Here is a 16,510-nt window from a genome sequence, read left to right as displayed (position 1 = left end):
ATGCCGCTGTCATTTATTATTGGCTTTTTTGTTGCGATGCCGTTACATGAATTTCTTCATGCTATAAGTTATCCAAAGGGGGCAAAAGTTTATATAGGAGTATCTCTAAAACAGTTGAGAGCATATGCTGCATCCTCCGTAGCACTTAGCAGAGGACGATATATAATGATGTCATTGGAACCTTTGATTCTGGGGATAATCTTTCTTGCTGTTTTCGTGGTCTGCCCGATTTCAATGAAGTGGTTGATGACAATATGTGTAGTTCCTTCGTTTATGGGACTAATTTCTCCAGCACCCGATTATATGGATGTTTTAATCATATTGCGAAAGGTGCCGAAGGGGGCAATGATTCAGGCAACAGAAAATGGATTGGTTTGGTATCTCTAATATGACAGATTCCAATTTGACGGAGTAATGGATATGAAAATACGAGAAGTGAATGAGAATAAAAAGCAGTTTATATCATTATTGCTATTAGCTGATGAGCAGGAAAATATGATTGATCGCTATCTTGAAAAAGGTACTATGTATGCACTTAAAGATGGTAATGTAAAAGCTGAATGTGTTGTCACCGATGAAGGTAATGAAATACTTGAAATCAAGAATATCGCAGTTGATCCGGAAAATCAGGGAAAGGGTTATGGCAAAGCATTAATTGACTTCCTTGCAAGTAAATATGCAGATGAATATTCTATTTTGCAAGTTGGAACAGGTGACAGCCCGTTGACCGTACCGTTTTATGAAAAATGCGGATTTGTCCGTTCGCACAATATTCCGAATTTCTTTACGGACAATTATGACCACCCAATTTATGAGTGTGGTGTACAGTTAATAGATATGGTATATTTGCAAAGATGTTTATAACTTCCAGTTTAAGAAGTTTATGGGGACTGTCCCAAAGGTGACATCATATTAAATTAAGAAGAAAAACAGTAAGAAGGGACAGAGAGTAAATATGAGCTTTCTGTCTTTCTTTTGCCTTGCATATCAATAATTGATCCAGTAGACCAATTTTGATTCGTGTGGAATTATGTTTTGTTCAGTTGCATCTGGCTCAGTTGAGACCGGACAAAATGATTGAGGACAGACACGTCAATTTGAATTGTTTATTTTCATAAAATGTGTTACAATCAAGTTAGCTGAAACTAATTGTATTGCAAAAAAGGTAAATGTATGAGTGAAAGAATAAAACCTACTATCAGTGGCAGTGCTGAGACAATGCTCCAGAGCTTTTATGCCAGAGCCCAATATTCCAAAAGTAAACATAATAAATTCTATGATGCAAAGGCGGTAGAATTAGTCGACAAAATTGATTATGATTTTTCTACAGCGGCTAGGGATTCTACTATGGGGAAAGGGGTAATTGCCAGAACGGTAGTTTTTGATGAATTAGTAAAGAATTTTATAGAGAAAAATCCTTATTGTACGGTGGTCAATATTGCCTGTGGTCTGGATACGAGATTTTATCGCATGGATAATGGTAAAATCACCTGGTACAATCTGGACCTGCCAGAAACGATAGCAATCCGCAATCAGATTTTCGAGGAATCAGGACGTGTTTCTACGATAGGAATTTCTGCACTTGACCCTGCATGGTCAAAAGAAGTAAAAGTGAGGGGGAAAATGCTTTTTATCATTGAAGGATTATCAATGTATCTGACAGCAGAAGAAAACGGTAATATATTAAAAATAATAAAGGACAACTTTGATAATGCCTGTATTCTTATGGAGTGTCTGGCAAAGGCATGGGTAAAGAAAGAAGGAATAGAAAAATCCATACAGCAAACAGGCTCAAAATTTGTTTTCGGGGCAGATCATTTTGAAGAACTTGGGAATATGACAGAGGGATATCACAAAATAAAAGACGATAATATTCTTCGCGGCATGGAATTATTTTCACTTGCATATAGACTTTTTGCGTTATTACCGATTGCAAAAAAGGTTACGCAGAAGATTCTGATATTTGAAAAGGACTAACTTTTGTTGGAGATGGCAATGAAGGAATGTTTGCATTCGAGAAGCAAATGCGTGTGTGAACTTCCAATTTGCCGAATAAAGGAGCAGTACTTATGAAAAAATTCTTTTTGCAGTATACACTATAGTGGTATTTTCAATCGTTATTTGGTTTGCTTTATATGGAGAACATCGTGATTCGAGGTTTTATGTCTCTATTTTGATACTTGCAATCATTGGGAAATTTATTGCTTCACACATAGCTAAAGAAAAATAGTAATAGATGTAGAATTGCCAGAGAGTTTGGCATAGGTTATTAATAATAAAGAGGCGGAATATGTATCTTATATCAGCATATTTTGATGAACATGTAACAAAGGGATTGCAAAGGTTAATTGATAATATTGCAAAAGAAACAGGTAATACTTATATGATTGAGAATAATGTTCCTCCGCATCTGACAATTTCAAGCTTCGAAACAAGAAAACCTGATAATCTTAAGGAAGAATTCATGAAGCTTAATAAAATAGGTGCAGGAGAGATAAATATATTTTCAATCGGGCAGTTTCTGCCGTATGTTATGTATGCTACACCTGTTCTGGACGAATATTTAATGCATCTTTCCAATGAGGTGTATGATATATTTTCTGTAAGAGAAGATGTAACAATTAATCGTTGTTACAAACCATATAACTGGTTTCCACACATAACATTGGGAAAGAAACTTGAAAAAGAACAGATGATAATGGCAATGAGAGTATTACAGACACATTTTGTTCCAATAAAAGGGAAAATAGTAAGGGTTGGATTGTCACAGACTAATCCACATAAGGATATTATACAATTTAATATATGATAGTGTAACCGGGGGAGGGAGAATGGATTTTAGTTGATACTGAAGATGAGATGGTGGCTATTTATTTACAACAGAGGATATATTTTATGCAACAACAGAAATTATTAAGTCTTATAAGACAGGCAATAGAAGATTACAACATGATAGAGGAAGGCGATAAGATTGCCGTTGGAGTATCAGGTGGAAAGGATTCGCTTGCATTGCTGCATGCAATGAAGATACTTAACAGATTTTATCCGAAGAAGTTTGAACTATATGCAATCACCTGTAATGTTGGTTTTGAGGGAATGGATTTTACAGGAGTGAGGCAGTTCTGTGAGAGTTTAAATGTGCCATATGAACAGGTTGATACAGAGATTGCGACGATTGTCTTTGAGGATAATAAAGATGAAAGACCATGTTCACTGTGTGCGAAGCTTAGAAAAGGCGCAATGTATAAGAGGCTTGGAGAACTTGGAATTAATAAAATTGCATATGCACATAATAAGGACGATTTTATAGAAACAGCATTGATGTCTCTTATATATGAAGGGCGGTTTTACGCATTTCCACCAGTTACATATCTGCCAGAGGCAGGGGTTACGGTTATACGGCCAATGATGTATGTGCCGGAAAAGGGTGCGACTAACTTCGTAGTTAATCAGGAAATCAGGGTCGTTAAGAATACCTGTCCAGTTGATGGTTCGACTAAGAGGGAATATGCTAAGCGGCTTATGGAGCAGATTAATAGAGACAATCCGGGAGCTAAAGACAGAATTATGCATGCAATTGTGAACGGAAGATTTGAGGACTGGCCAGAAGTTTATAAAATTTGGAGAAATAACTGTTGATACAACACCAATCAGATAATAAAATAATATTAAATACATTTACAAGGAGATACGAACATGAGAAGATTTTATGAAGGCAATGATAACAATGGTTATCAGGAAGTTGTAGATAAAGAAGCTGGCTTGGAGTTAATAGGTTTTGATTTGATAAGATTTGAGACGGGTGAAAATGCGGTTTATGAATCGGGTGAATATGAAATAGGACTTGTTATTTTACAGGGAACATGCAGTGTTAAGGTTGATGATGACACATTTGACAAGCTTGGCACAAGAAGAAGTGTATTTGATGGCAAGCCAACAACTGTTTATGTTCCAAGAGATTCTAAGTATGAAGTTACAGCAACCGGAAGCATGATGCTTGAAATCGGTGTGTGCAAGGTTAAAGCAAGAAAGAAATATGAAGCATTTGTAATAGATGCAAATGATGTTACAACTGAACACAGAGGCAAGCTTAACTGGCAGAGAGATGTTAATGACATTATTACTTCAAAATATGAGGGAAAGGTTGACAGAATTGTGCTTGGTGAGACTTACAGCATGCCGGGACAGTGGTCAAGCTATCCATCACATAAGCATGATACAGACAATCTTCCATTTGAGGTAAATATGGAAGAAATCTATCATTTTAAGGTGAATCCGGGTCAGGGCTTTGGAATTCAGGTAATGTACAGTGACGATATGTCATTAAGAGAGAGTTACATAATAAAGAATGGTGACAGCGTTGCAATTAAGAATGGCTATCACCCGGTAGCAGCAGCACCGGGATATCAGGTATATTATCTCTGGGTAATGGCAGGTGCTGATACAAGACAGCTTACTCCTTGTGATGATCCTAACCATGCATGGGTAAAGGCTGTTGAGAAGATGGTGTAATGTATTTGGCACAAAATATATTATATGCAGATTTAAGTATTAAATATTAAGAAAGCTATTGAAACTTTTTCAGATAATGATATATTTAATATATAAAATTTTAAAAGATTCGAGGTAAAATAATAATGATTTACGCATCACTTAATGCAAAAAAAGGTAACTACCAGTACCCAGCAGCTATTAACACTGCACTTGAATTTCTTGCAAAGCCAGAGACAGCTGAGCTTCCAGTAGGAAGATATGAACTTGATGGAGATAACATTTTTGTTCTTATTCAGGATCAGACAACTGCACCAGTTGAGAATAAGCGTGCAGAAAGTCACAGAAATTATATTGATATTCAGTATCTTTTCACAGGAAAAGAAGTTCAGGGATATGCACCACTTCTTCCAGGCGTTACAGGTGAAGAGCCAGCTGGTAAAGACAATATCTTTTATGAGACAGTAGAGAATGAGCAGTTCGTTACATTACATCCTGGTGAATTTACAGTATACTTTACTAATGATATCCACCGCCCTAATTGTACAATGGATGAGCCTGTTAATATCCATAAGGCAGTTGTTAAGATTAAGGAAAGTCTTATTAAGTAATTGGAATAGTTGACTTGTTGATACAATATAATATTTAAAACAGAAGCACCAGAAGAAGCGAATGCAACATATCGTATTCTTCTGGTGCTTTTTGTATTATTAAAAGACAGAATAAATGGAAAAATGTTGCTATTAGTTATATATGTTTGTATAATACAGTTAAAGGTTTGTTATTAATTTAACATGTGATGGGGGTTATTTAATATGTTAGCAGAGCAGGTATTGGCATTAATTATTTTCATTTCTATGTTTGTATTGATAGTTCTTGATAAGATAGAGAGGCATTATGTGACGCTTGGATGTGGGGCATTGACGCTGATTGGGGTATTTGGAATTATCATGAAGTCGTCGGAGGCGGTTATTAGTACTCTTAATTTAAGGAGCATATTTACAACAAGTTTCTGGTATCAGTCAGGTGCAGCAGAGGAAGTCGTTACAGGTATTAACTGGTCAACTATTATATTCATTGCAGGTATGATGATTATGGTTGAGGTTATGGCTGATGCAGGATTCTTCAGATGGCTGTGTATGCTTCTTGCCAAGGCAGTGCATTATCGTACAAGAGCATTATTTATAACATTCATGATTATGTCTTTTTGTCTGGCTATGTTTATAGACAGCATAACGGTTATATTGTTCCTTGCAGCCGTATCTATTGAGCTTGCCAAGCTGCTAAAGTTTAATCCAGTGCCAATGATTTTATCAGAGATATTCTGTGCTAATCTGGGCGGCTCAGCAACAATGTGCGGGGATCCGCCTAATATAATTATTGGTACGTCACTTAACTTTTCATTTTCAACATTTATTACGCATACAGGACTGATTGCAGTAATCAGTCTGATATTTATTGTGGTATATTTTCTTATAGCATATAGAAAAGAACTGGAATCATCATCAGACATTGATAAACTGGCAGCATCAATGCCAAGTCCGGCAGAAGCTATTGTCAACAAGAAGAATTTCGCATTCAGCTGTGTTATATTCTTCTGTGCCGTTGTAATGCTTGTGACACATGCACTGACAGGACTTACAGTTGCATTTATCGGTCTTGTTATTGCAGTATTTTCACTTATTGCATCTGGTAAGAAGGCTTTACATATGTTGAAGTCAATCGATTATAAAACACTTTTATTCTTTGTAGGATTGTTTATTGTTGTTGGTGGACTTGAGCAGACTGGCATATTGGAGATTATTGCAGCATTTATAGGCCGTGTGAGCAAAGGCAATCTTAAGCTTATGGTTGCAATTATTATTGTGGTATCTGCATTTGCAAGTGCTCTTATTGATAATATTCCTTTTGCGGCAACTATGGTGCCGGTTATTAAGAGTCTGGCAGCAACACAGGGCGTTGACCTTTCTGTTCTTGCATGGGCACTTTCTATGGGAACTGATGTCGGAGGAAGTGCAACACCAATAGGTGCATCTGCAAATGTTGTTGGTACATCAGTGGCGGCGAAGAACGGATATATGATTGGCTGGGGAAAATATTGCCGCACAGCCGTTCCAGCAACAATAATAGCAGTGCTTATATCTATGGTGTGCATATTTGTAAGGTATTGTTAATTGGTTATGCATAGATTATATGCAGAAAAGGGGGTTTTATGGGAAAACAGTTAGTTATTTCAATTAGCCGTGAATTCGGAAGTGGAGGACATGAGATTGCAGCGAAGCTTGCTGAAAGGTTAGATCTTGTATTCTATGACAGGTCAATGTTAGATGAGATAGCTGCAGGAATGAATGCAGATGCGGCTGAATTGCACAAATATGATGAAAAGCCAACTAACCGTCTGTTATCAAGAAGAGTTGGCAATCATACTAATTCTTATGAAGAGATTATTGCACAATTCCAATTTGATTATATCCGTAAGAAAGCAGAGAGCGGAGAGTCCTTCGTGGTAGTAGGCCGTTGTTCGGAGACAGTTCTTAAAGATTATGACTGTCTGATGTCCGTATTTGTTACGGGTGATAAAGAACAGAAGATTCAAAGAGTTATGGAACGATATGATATCTCAGAATCTGACGCATACAGTAAGATGAGAAGACACGATAAATCCAGAAAACAGTATCATAACAAGTATTCTGATTTCAAATGGGGTGATGCAAGATATTATGATATGTGTATCAACAGTAGTCCTTTGGGAGTTGATAAGACTGTGAATGTTCTTGAGAACTATGTTAAAGAAAGAACAAGAGAATAACTTATTGAGAGTAAATAAAAGTGCATTCTGAATATGACATCAGAATGCACTTTTAATATTATTTACCATACATGTATTTTTCAATATTGGTTGTCTGGGTTTTGGTTAATCCACCATCTTCATTCTTGAATCCGGAATATATTCTGGAAACAAGCGTACGGTTGCTGTCATAACCAACTTCGATAATAATCCAGTCCCAGCCGTTATTCCTACTGCTGCTAAATGTTCTAAGCGCATATATGTCAAGGCCGGCATCCTTTAAATATGCTTCTAAATCTTTATTATAGGTCCAATCGTTATTAGAAGCTTTGCCATTGACAATAACGCCATTGTTAGCACCGCACCACATTCCACCAATCTCTTTGTTATGATAAGGTACAGGAGCAAAATCCTGATTCTTATTACATAGCATAATCCATACACCATATCCGCTGGAACTTTCAGGGTTGTCAATTTCCGGAATCTGGACATTGCCATTAATACATAAATCAAGGAGAATCTGCTCAATATGTTTGGCGTTAGTCATATCTCTAGAACGATTTGACTTCTCGATTTGTTTTATTAAAGTTGGAGTAAGGATACCAACAAGAACAGCCATAATGGCAATAACAACAATTAGTTCAACGAGACTGAAACCTTTAGAATTCTTTATTTTAAACCTTAACTTACACATAGGGAAGTACCGCCTCTCTAATTAAATCACAATATTCAGATTTCAATTATTTAACTAAATAATATGTTTTACATTGAAAAAAGTCAAGGCTTGATATATCTTTTTTAGAATTTAATTAGTTCAACAAGAAATACAGCTACACATGATGCAATTGCAACGGTTGTAAGTCCTTTGCCTTTTAATGCAAATAAAACTGCAACAAAAAGACCAGCGACAGCACCAACCCACCAATTAGTTGCGTAGAATATAGCTGGGATTGTCATAGCTGTAAGAACGGCATATGGTATGTAATACAGAAAAGAACGTATAAAACGATTATTAATCTTTTCCTTAATTGCAATAAATGGTATTACTCTGATAAGGTAGGTTGTTCCTGCCAGTATCAGAAGATATATAAAGAAAGTACTGTTTTTCATAATATCCTCCTGAAGGTTTAATTGGCAGAATTATCAGTTTCATCTTTGACAGGAAAGAATATTGAACCAATAAAGGCTGCCGAGATGGCAACAATTGTAATAGTGATACCGCTTGAAATCTTAGACAGAAGCGGTACATAGTAGAATAGGCAGCTGAGTAATATGGCTATAATTACAACGATGAGGACAGGACGTGCCTTCTTCATCTCAGGAACAACTACAGCAACAAACATTCCATAGATTGCCACACTTAAAGCACTCATAAGACGGTCTGGAAGAACATTCCCAAGGATAGCCCCGATAAATGTGCCGAGTGCCCAGCCAAAATAAGGCAGGGTAGCAAGTCCGGCAAAATAGCTGCGTTTGATTTCATCTTCCTTAGTTGCAACTGCAAATATCTCATCAGTTATAAAGAAACCAAGAAGCCAGCGGTATATACCTCGAAAACGGCTGTCAGCTTTTTGACCTATTGATATAGACATGAAAGAGTATCTTACATTAATAGTAATCTGTGATATAAGCATTTGAATGTACTGACCTGGATGAATCATGATTCCAATACCAGCAAACTGACCGGCAGATGTTACAGTTGTCATCGATATAAGAACAGCCTGCCACCAGCTAAGACCGAAGGATACGGCCATTATTCCAAATGTAAAAGAAACTGACAGATAGCCAAGGGCAATAGGTATCCCAGCTAGTAGTCCTTGTTTATAATTATTCATCTTAATTATCTCCATGTATATGTTGTTGTACTTAATATAATAAAGCTAATTATATATTCTATCACACATTTACAATAAAAACACTTGAGAATTTTTTATGTATAAAATATTGAAAGTGTGTATAACATACAGGAAGCATATGTTATAATATGAAAAATATGTAAATCTACAGGGGCAGGTTATGAAGATAAGAGAATTATTAGAATCGGATAAAACTACGTTGTCATTTGAGGTGTTTCCACCTAAGAAGGATATGGATTTTGCTAATGTGGAGAAGGCTGCTTTTGGTATAGCACAGTTACAGCCAAGCTATATGAGCGTTACATATGGTGCAGGGGGAAGCACTAAGGGACATACAATAAGACTTGCGGGGGATATTCAGAAAAAGTTCAATGTTCCTACGATAGCACATCTTACATGTGTATGTGCAACAAAAGAGAGCATAGAGCAGGCACTTTCACAGATGAAGGAGGCTGGGATTGAGAATATTCTTGCATTAAGAGGTGATGTGCCAAAAGATTTTAATGGAAACGCATTTATAGATTTTTCACATGCATCAGAGCTTGTAAAATTAATTAAAGAGAATGGCGATTTCTGTGTGGGTGGAGCATGTTATCCTGAGGTCCATCCGGATTCAGCAAGTAAACAGGCAGATATTGAGGGGCTTAAGAAAAAGGTTGAGGCAGGCTGTGAGTATCTTACAACACAGATGTTTTTTGATAATAATATATTCTTTAACTTTATGTATAGAGTGCGTGAAGCTGGAATCGCAGTACCTATAATTCCGGGAATTATGCCTATTACAAGACAGGTTCAGGTGAAGAATGCAGTTAAACTTTCAGGCTGTAATGTTCCAGAAAGATTTAAGAATATTGTAGACAGATTTGGAGATACAGAAGCTGCTATGAAGCAGGCAGGAATTGTGTATGCTACAGACCAGATAATAGATCTTATGGCTAATGGTGTTAATCATATTCACGTGTATTCGATGAATAAACCGCAAGTTGCCAAGGGAATACAGGATAATCTTTCTGAGATTCTGAAGGTGGTTGATTAAGATAAATGTTTTGTATACACAGGAAATTGTAGTGATGTTAACACCCCCATTATAGTTAATGGGGCAGAGCATTAATTAATAAAGAAAGTTAAATATTGGAGGAATCATATATGTCAAATATAAAGCTTGGAAGTCATGTGGGAATGGCAGGTAAGGAAATGTTTCTTGCATCTGCGAAGGAAGCAGTTTCTTATGGGGCTAATGTATTTATGTTATACACAGGTGCGCCACAGAATACAAGAAGAAAAGAAATAAGTGAGCTTAATATAGAGCTGGCTGGAAGTATGCTAAGGAACATGGGATAGAGGAGATTATTGTACATGCACCTTATATAATCAATCTTGCAAATACAATTAAGCCGGAGACTTATGAGCTTGCTGTTGAATTTCTAGAAAAAGAAATTATAAGGACTGCTGCCATGGGAAGCCATATAATGGTGCTTCATCCGGGAAGCCATGTCAATGCCGGAGTTGAAGCCGGAATCGCACAGATTATCAAGGGGCTTAATACAGTGCTTAACCAGAACGATGATGATGTGTATATTGCACTTGAGACAATGGCTGGCAAGGGAAGCGAGATAGGCAGGACATTTGAAGAACTTAAGGCAATCTATGACGGCGTCGACAAGAAGGACAGATTGAGAGTGTGCTTTGATACATGTCATGTTAATGATGCTGGTTATGATTTGGTTAATCATTATGATGAAGTATTTGCAGAATTTGACAGGGTGATTGGTCTTGACCAGATAGCAGTATTTCATATTAATGACAGTATGAATCCGCTTGGAGCGCATAAGGACAGACATGCCAATATTGATAAGGGAAATATTGGATATGAGACTCTTCACAGACTTGTCCATGATGAAAGATTCCTGGATGTGCCTAAGATTCTTGAGACTCCATGGGTTGCGGTTGAAGGAACTGATAAGAAAGAGCCTCCTTACAAGGAAGAGATTGCGTGGCTTTTAGAGAAATAATGTGAAAATGCTGTTTTTTCGTTTTATTATGATTTTTGAACTGTTTTTTTGTATTTATATTAGTACAATCTGGATATAATGGGTTCATAATCACAATGAACGGAGGAATAGAATATGCTAAGACACAAGAAACATGCATCGGCCTTTATCGCATTTTTGATGGCTTTTGCACTCATCTTCACTAGTTCTGGTATCGGCTCTCTTACATTTACGAAAGCCGATGATACACAGACGATTTACTATAATGGTGAATCAATTACTCTTTCAGAGCATGCATTATATGTAAATCAGAATTTAGCTTCTTCAAGCGGATATTCATATAAGACACTTCAGGAAGCAGTAGCTAATGCAATTCCTGGCACAAAGGATAATCCAACAATTATTTATCTTGAGCCGGATGTATATTGGACTGACGATTATACTAAGACAGAAGATCGTGATAAGAATGATCTTATAGGTCTTATAATTCCACAGGCTTATATAACACTTGTAGGAATGACTGGTAATCGTGATGATGTAGTAATTGCATCAGACAGAGGACAGAATGCAGGAGCTAATGGTAACTTTAACACAATTGGTGTAGGCGACGGATTTCATGCAAAAGACCTTACAATCGGAAATTATTGTAATGTAGATCTAGTGTATGAAAGAGATACTACTAAGAATCATACTAAGAGACAGGAAGCTGTTACACAGGCACAGGCTGTTACTAAAGTTCCTGGCATTACAGATATGGATGAATGGTTCTTTGAAAATTGTAACATTATATCAAGACTTAATCTTTTCTCAAGAGATGACAGACCTAAGCGTTCTCTTATAAAAGATTGTCATCTTGAGTGTACAGATGATTCGCTTGGAACCGGTTATATAACGATATTTGAAAATTGTACGTTTAGCCTGTTTTCTAATACTCCTTGTGGTGGAGCATCATTCTATATGCAGGCATTCTTAGGCTGTGAATTTACAACACAGTTATCAGATAATAAAACAATTACATTATGTAAGAATACAAAACCGTTTGCTTTTATTGACTGTGATTTTAAGGGCGACATGACTGGTATGGAATGGAAACAGAGCAATTTTTCTGATGATATAAGACAGATTGTTTCTAATAATACTCTTAATGGACAGCCATTGACAATCAGTCCTGATTATTCGGATTTATCAGTAACTCCTGATGAAGAGCAGATGAAAGCATTTAAGTATAATGGGGAATATAATATATATAATCTCTTAAATGGTGCGGGTTATGATGAATGGGATCCGTTAAATCAGAAGGATTATATGCCAACCGGTACATGGAATATCCAGTTTGACTATCCAGGAATTGCTAAGGATGTTATTCCGGTACTTCAGGGAAATGTTTCTGATTCACTTCAGGTTACGCCTGTTGTTCTTGGTGGCAATGACAAGACTGTAACATGGAGTACTGAAGACGATACGCTTGTTATTGAACCACAGGCTGATGGTACTGTAATAGTAAAGGGTGACAACTCAACATTAGACAATAAGAAAGGCTGTCTTGTTGCAACAGCAACCAACGGAATGAAGAAAGTATTACATTTTACAGTTACTCCTAAGATATTTGAGGCACCTGTATTATCAGAAAAACCTGTTTTATCAGCACCTGAGAATGGAATGATTAATGTAACATATGCATTTACAGATAATAGTGAAGCAGCAGACGAAAGTATAATTAACTGGTATCGTGCTACAGACAAAGAAGGAACAGATAAAGTCCTCGTTGCACAGACAACATATGTAGATAGTGATGCTAAGCCATACTCTTCATATGTACTCCGCTTAGATGATGTTAATCATTATATTATCTGTGAAGTTATACCAAAGCGTTCGAATTCAGTAGAAGGCAGTTCAGTATTTACTGCAGCTTCTGAACTTATCAAGTCAGCATATGTAGCAGATGAACAGAAACAGTCATATAATGTTGATCTTGAGCATCTTGCATATATTGAAGCTGAGAATGATACAGAAGAGAATAATTATGAATGGAAAAACACACTTGAAGCCGGTAATTGGTATGGAGGATTCTATCTGCCTGCTGAATACAGAGAAGGTGGAGAGTGGAGTGACAAAGCATATAAGCCTGTTTCAGGTGAGCGTCCATATACATATGCACAGGGAGCATCAGGAGCATCAGGAACTACGGGACTTCAGACAACTACACAGGGTGCAAGACTTGTATATGTTGATGATACTGCTCGAAAAGATATGTCAATGACATTGACTCTTTCTCCTCATAAAACAGGAGCACAGGGCTTCGGTAGTGCTAAACAGTTCATAGATATCTATTTCAAATATGATGCAAAAACAATGACTGGTTATGGCTTAAGAATTGCCAGAGTACCATCTATAAGTGATCCAGCCCTTAGTAGCTTTGCAGCTAAGTCATGCACATTTACATTGATGGAATATAAGAATGGAGTTGCAATTCCGCTTGAGGATTCAGTCATATCAACAGCATTTCTTCCAGGATGCACAATTAAGCTTGATGTGACTGGCAATACATTTACAGCAGATGTTACAACAACAACATCTCAGGACTCAGCAAGCAGTATCATGCCTCATGAGGTACATTTAAGCCATGTATTTGAGAATGAAGTAAACAGTTACAGTGGAATAGGATTCCAGCATACAGGTACATCTGGTGCAGGAAAGTCTGGTAACAGAGTTACTATTCATTCTGTAAGCGTAGATTACAAGGGTGTAACAGGAGAAGTTGTTGATGTACCAGATAATGACATTAATAATGGTAATGATGATATTAATAAAGATACAGATGACAGAGAAGATGTTCCAGATAGTTCAGTTGATGTAGTGCCAACAGGAGATTCATCTGATATGAGAATTCTTATTATGTTAATGGTAGTATCCGGATTAGCGATTGGAATGACTGTTGCAAAATCAAAAAATTCTCTAAAAGCATTTAAGTAACACAAAACTTGATATGATTTAGAATAAAATAATCAGCCCCGCCTGTTATATATCATATGTGGTATATTGCAGACGGGGTTTTAATATGGGTAAAATTCTGTTAAACTGTAGGAAAGTAAGTTGTGAAAGGCGGAATAATATGTCAATACCAGCAAGTGAAGCAAAGTCAAGATTAATAGAGGGTAATAAAAGATTTATTAATGTTACAAGCAATCCAGGAGATGTTTCATTGGAAAGACGAGTTGAAACCCTAAAGAATGGTCAGCATCCATATGCGATTGTTCTGTGCTGTTCGGATTCAAGGCAGGTACCGGAAGCAATATTCTCAGCGGGAATAGGGGAACTTTTTGTTATCCGTGTGGCAGGAAATGTAGTGGATTCGCATCAGCTTGGAAGTATTGAATATGCAGCAGACCATCTTGACTGTAAGCTGGTGGTTGTGCTTGGACATAATCATTGCGGTGCAGTTGAAGCGGCAATAAAGCATGACCCTGACGGACATATCAAGTATATAACTGACGATATCAGGGAAGCTATTAAGGAAGAGAAAGATGAGTATATTGCAACCTGTCTCAATGTAAAGCACAGTGTTAAGGTGATAGAGGAGAATACAGATATGAAGCTTCTTGAGGAGAAAGGTCTTGAGGTTATCGGGGCTGTGTACCATCTTGAGGACGGGCATGTGGAGTTTTTGGAGTAAAGAATGGATGAATGTAACATTATCAGACTAAATAATTTAATATCGTATATATCCCCAACAGAGAATCCACTATCTGCAAATGTGGTGATGATACAGGGGAAGGAAGCACTGTGGCTGTATGATGTCGGCAACCACCCTGATATTCCACAGGTAATAGAACAATTCCGTGAAGGAAGAAATGTTAATGTTATATTGTCACATTTTCACGAAGACCATACAGGCGGCCTGCCGGATATAGCCTGCAATGAAATATATCAGGGAAAGTACACTTATAGACATACGGAAAAAGGTGTGATTGTACAGGAGGACATATATATTCAGGACGGAGATGTGTCACTTCACATATTTCCACTGCCTTCAAGCCATGCAAAGGGCTGTGTTGCGTTGGAAGTAAACGAAGAGTGGTGCTTTCTTGGAGATGCATTATATGCTATGCAGAAATGCGGACATAACTTGTACAATGCAAGCATATTAAAAGAAGAAATAAATGTATTACAGAACATTAAAGCGGAGAAATTCATGCTGAGTCACAGGACACCTTTTGAAAAGCCAAAGGGGATTATTATGAGGTGGCTTGGTGAGATATATGACAGAAGGGTTAAGGGAGAGGTGTATATTGAGATCTAAATATCATTTTATTATAATCGGTTCAGGCTGGCGGGCCTTATATTATGTACGCGTAGCAAAGGCTCTGCCTGAAATATTCTGTATTGATGCGATGTATTGCAGGACGCAGGAGAAAGCGGACTTAATTGCCGGTCAGTATCAGATACATACAACTACATCTATAGAAGAATGCGCGGCATATAAACCTGATTTTGCAGTTGTGGCTGTTAAGAAGGACGCCATATGTGATGTTTCAATGGAATGGCTTGACCGTGGAATAACTGTTTTATCAGAGACTCCGGCGGCACTTGATACGGATTCGCTCAATAAACTGTATTCTTATTACAAATGTGGTAAGAAACAGGTGGTTGCTGAACAGTACAGGGAGTATCCTAATATTAAAGCAGCATTAAAGCTTATTAATGAAGGAATTATTGGTGATGTCAGCTGTGTAAATGTGTCACTGGCGCATGAATATCATGGAATAAGTCTTATAAGAGCATTTCTTGGAGTTAATCCGGGAGAGAAGTATACAGTTTCAGCTAAGACATATGAGTTTCCTACAACACAGACTCTTACAAGATATGATAAGTTCACTGATGGCAGGATTGCAGGAAAGAAAAGATGCGTCGCCACATTTGAATTCGAAAGCGGGAAAGTGGCATGGTATGATTTTGATTCGGAGCAGTACAGGTCACCAATCAGGAAGAATACGCTTAAAGTTCAGGGTGTAAGAGGTGAGCTTGTTGATGACTGTGTATATTATCTTGATGAGAATAATGAATGTCAGGCTGGCAGAATCGTAACGGATTCCCATGTGATTAACACAGGAAATTCTAATCCTAATTTTGAGAAGATTCGTGAAATTAAGAAAATTTCATTTAATAATAAGATTATATATGAGCCGGAATTTGGATTGTGTGGTCTGTCAGAAGATGAAACAGCAATCGCAGTGATGATGAAGAATACGGCAGAGTATAGCAGAGGAAATGCGTCTGCACCATATAGTATGGAGGATGCCCTTGCAGATGCGTATGCCGCCATCTTACTGAAGAAGGCTGTGGAAACAGGAGAAGTGGTGCATAGTTAATATAATGAAACGGGG

The 16,510-nt window shown here is 37.3% G+C and carries 17 protein-coding genes and 1 pseudogene; 15 read left to right on the top strand and 3 right to left on the bottom strand.

Annotated elements, in window-relative coordinates:
- The 9 genes from DW963_RS13970 to DW963_RS06570 all read left to right on the top strand — a co-directional run bounded on the left by DW963_RS13970 (position 1) and on the right by DW963_RS06570 (position 7,300).
- Positions 1–387 (top strand): DUF3267 domain-containing protein, encoded by a 387-nt coding sequence (locus DW963_RS13970; RefSeq protein ID WP_117914478.1) that lies wholly within the window; start codon positions 1–3, stop codon positions 385–387.
- A 33-nt stretch (positions 388–420) separates the two neighbouring features.
- Entirely contained in the window at positions 421–864 is a 444-nt protein-coding gene (locus tag DW963_RS06605; RefSeq protein ID WP_117914476.1) for a GNAT family N-acetyltransferase, read from the top strand.
- Positions 865–1,173: 309 nt separating this feature from the next.
- On the top strand, positions 1,174–1,977 hold the full coding sequence (locus tag DW963_RS06600; RefSeq protein ID WP_117914474.1) for a class I SAM-dependent methyltransferase: 804 nt from the start codon (positions 1,174–1,176) through the stop codon (positions 1,975–1,977).
- A 313-nt stretch (positions 1,978–2,290) separates the two neighbouring features.
- A complete protein-coding gene (locus DW963_RS06595) occupies positions 2,291–2,809 on the top strand; it encodes a 2'-5' RNA ligase family protein (protein ID WP_117914472.1) in 519 nt (172 codons plus the stop codon).
- An 86-nt stretch (positions 2,810–2,895) separates the two neighbouring features.
- A complete protein-coding gene (locus DW963_RS06590) occupies positions 2,896–3,639 on the top strand; it encodes a tRNA 2-thiocytidine biosynthesis TtcA family protein (RefSeq protein WP_117914498.1) in 744 nt (247 codons plus the stop codon).
- A gap of 57 nt (positions 3,640–3,696) precedes the next feature.
- Entirely contained in the window at positions 3,697–4,512 is an 816-nt protein-coding gene (gene iolB / locus DW963_RS06585) for a 5-deoxy-glucuronate isomerase (protein ID WP_117914470.1), read from the top strand.
- Positions 4,513–4,637: 125 nt separating this feature from the next.
- Positions 4,638–5,102, top strand: a complete 465-nt coding sequence (locus tag DW963_RS06580) for a NanQ anomerase/TabA/YiaL family protein (protein ID WP_012740895.1) — start codon at positions 4,638–4,640, stop codon at positions 5,100–5,102.
- 204 nt (positions 5,103–5,306) lie between these two features.
- Entirely contained in the window at positions 5,307–6,665 is a 1,359-nt protein-coding gene (locus tag DW963_RS06575; protein ID WP_117914468.1) for an ArsB/NhaD family transporter, read from the top strand.
- A 38-nt stretch (positions 6,666–6,703) separates the two neighbouring features.
- Positions 6,704–7,300, top strand: a complete 597-nt coding sequence (locus DW963_RS06570; RefSeq protein ID WP_117914466.1) for a cytidylate kinase-like family protein — start codon at positions 6,704–6,706, stop codon at positions 7,298–7,300.
- Between the two features lie 58 nt (positions 7,301–7,358).
- Here DW963_RS06570 and DW963_RS06565 read toward each other — a convergent pair whose 3' ends face one another.
- The 3 genes from DW963_RS06565 to DW963_RS06555 form a co-directional block, all read right to left on the bottom strand.
- Positions 7,359–7,973, bottom strand: coding sequence for a type II secretion system protein (locus tag DW963_RS06565; RefSeq protein ID WP_117914464.1), 615 nt, complete (start codon positions 7,971–7,973; stop codon positions 7,359–7,361).
- A 104-nt stretch (positions 7,974–8,077) separates the two neighbouring features.
- Positions 8,078–8,389: an AzlD domain-containing protein gene (locus DW963_RS06560; protein ID WP_117914462.1), complete on the bottom strand. Its 312-nt coding sequence runs from the start codon at positions 8,387–8,389 to the stop codon at positions 8,078–8,080.
- A gap of 17 nt (positions 8,390–8,406) precedes the next feature.
- A complete protein-coding gene (locus DW963_RS06555; protein WP_117914460.1) occupies positions 8,407–9,114 on the bottom strand; it encodes an AzlC family ABC transporter permease in 708 nt (235 codons plus the stop codon).
- 181 nt (positions 9,115–9,295) lie between these two features.
- Between DW963_RS06555 and metF the strand changes: the two genes are divergently transcribed.
- From metF to DW963_RS06525, 6 genes and pseudogenes are all read left to right on the top strand, one after another.
- Positions 9,296–10,171 (top strand): methylenetetrahydrofolate reductase [NAD(P)H], encoded by an 876-nt coding sequence (gene metF / locus DW963_RS06550; RefSeq protein ID WP_117914458.1) that lies wholly within the window; start codon positions 9,296–9,298, stop codon positions 10,169–10,171.
- Positions 10,172–10,290: 119 nt separating this feature from the next.
- A pseudogene (locus DW963_RS06545) lies at positions 10,291–11,147 on the top strand (deoxyribonuclease IV).
- A gap of 114 nt (positions 11,148–11,261) precedes the next feature.
- Positions 11,262–14,099, top strand: coding sequence for a pectinesterase (locus DW963_RS06540; protein ID WP_117914455.1), 2,838 nt, complete (start codon positions 11,262–11,264; stop codon positions 14,097–14,099).
- A gap of 139 nt (positions 14,100–14,238) precedes the next feature.
- Positions 14,239–14,799, top strand: a complete 561-nt coding sequence (locus DW963_RS06535) for a carbonic anhydrase (protein WP_117914453.1) — start codon at positions 14,239–14,241, stop codon at positions 14,797–14,799.
- A gap of 3 nt (positions 14,800–14,802) precedes the next feature.
- A complete protein-coding gene (locus DW963_RS06530) occupies positions 14,803–15,426 on the top strand; it encodes an MBL fold metallo-hydrolase (protein WP_117914451.1) in 624 nt (207 codons plus the stop codon).
- The gene (locus tag DW963_RS06525; RefSeq protein ID WP_117914449.1) at positions 15,416–16,495 is read left to right on the top strand and encodes a Gfo/Idh/MocA family protein; all 1,080 of its coding nucleotides are present in this window, start codon (positions 15,416–15,418) and stop codon (positions 16,493–16,495) included. The genes DW963_RS06530 and DW963_RS06525 overlap by 11 nt, the downstream gene beginning before the upstream one ends.
- Positions 16,496–16,510 lie beyond the last annotated feature (15 nt).

The organism is Eubacterium sp. AM46-8 (genome assembly GCF_003466705.1).
Lineage (GTDB): Bacteria > Bacillota > Clostridia > Lachnospirales > Lachnospiraceae > Lachnospira.
The sequence above is the reverse complement of the archived record's forward strand: the minus strand, read 5'-3'. Positions and strand labels throughout refer to the sequence as shown.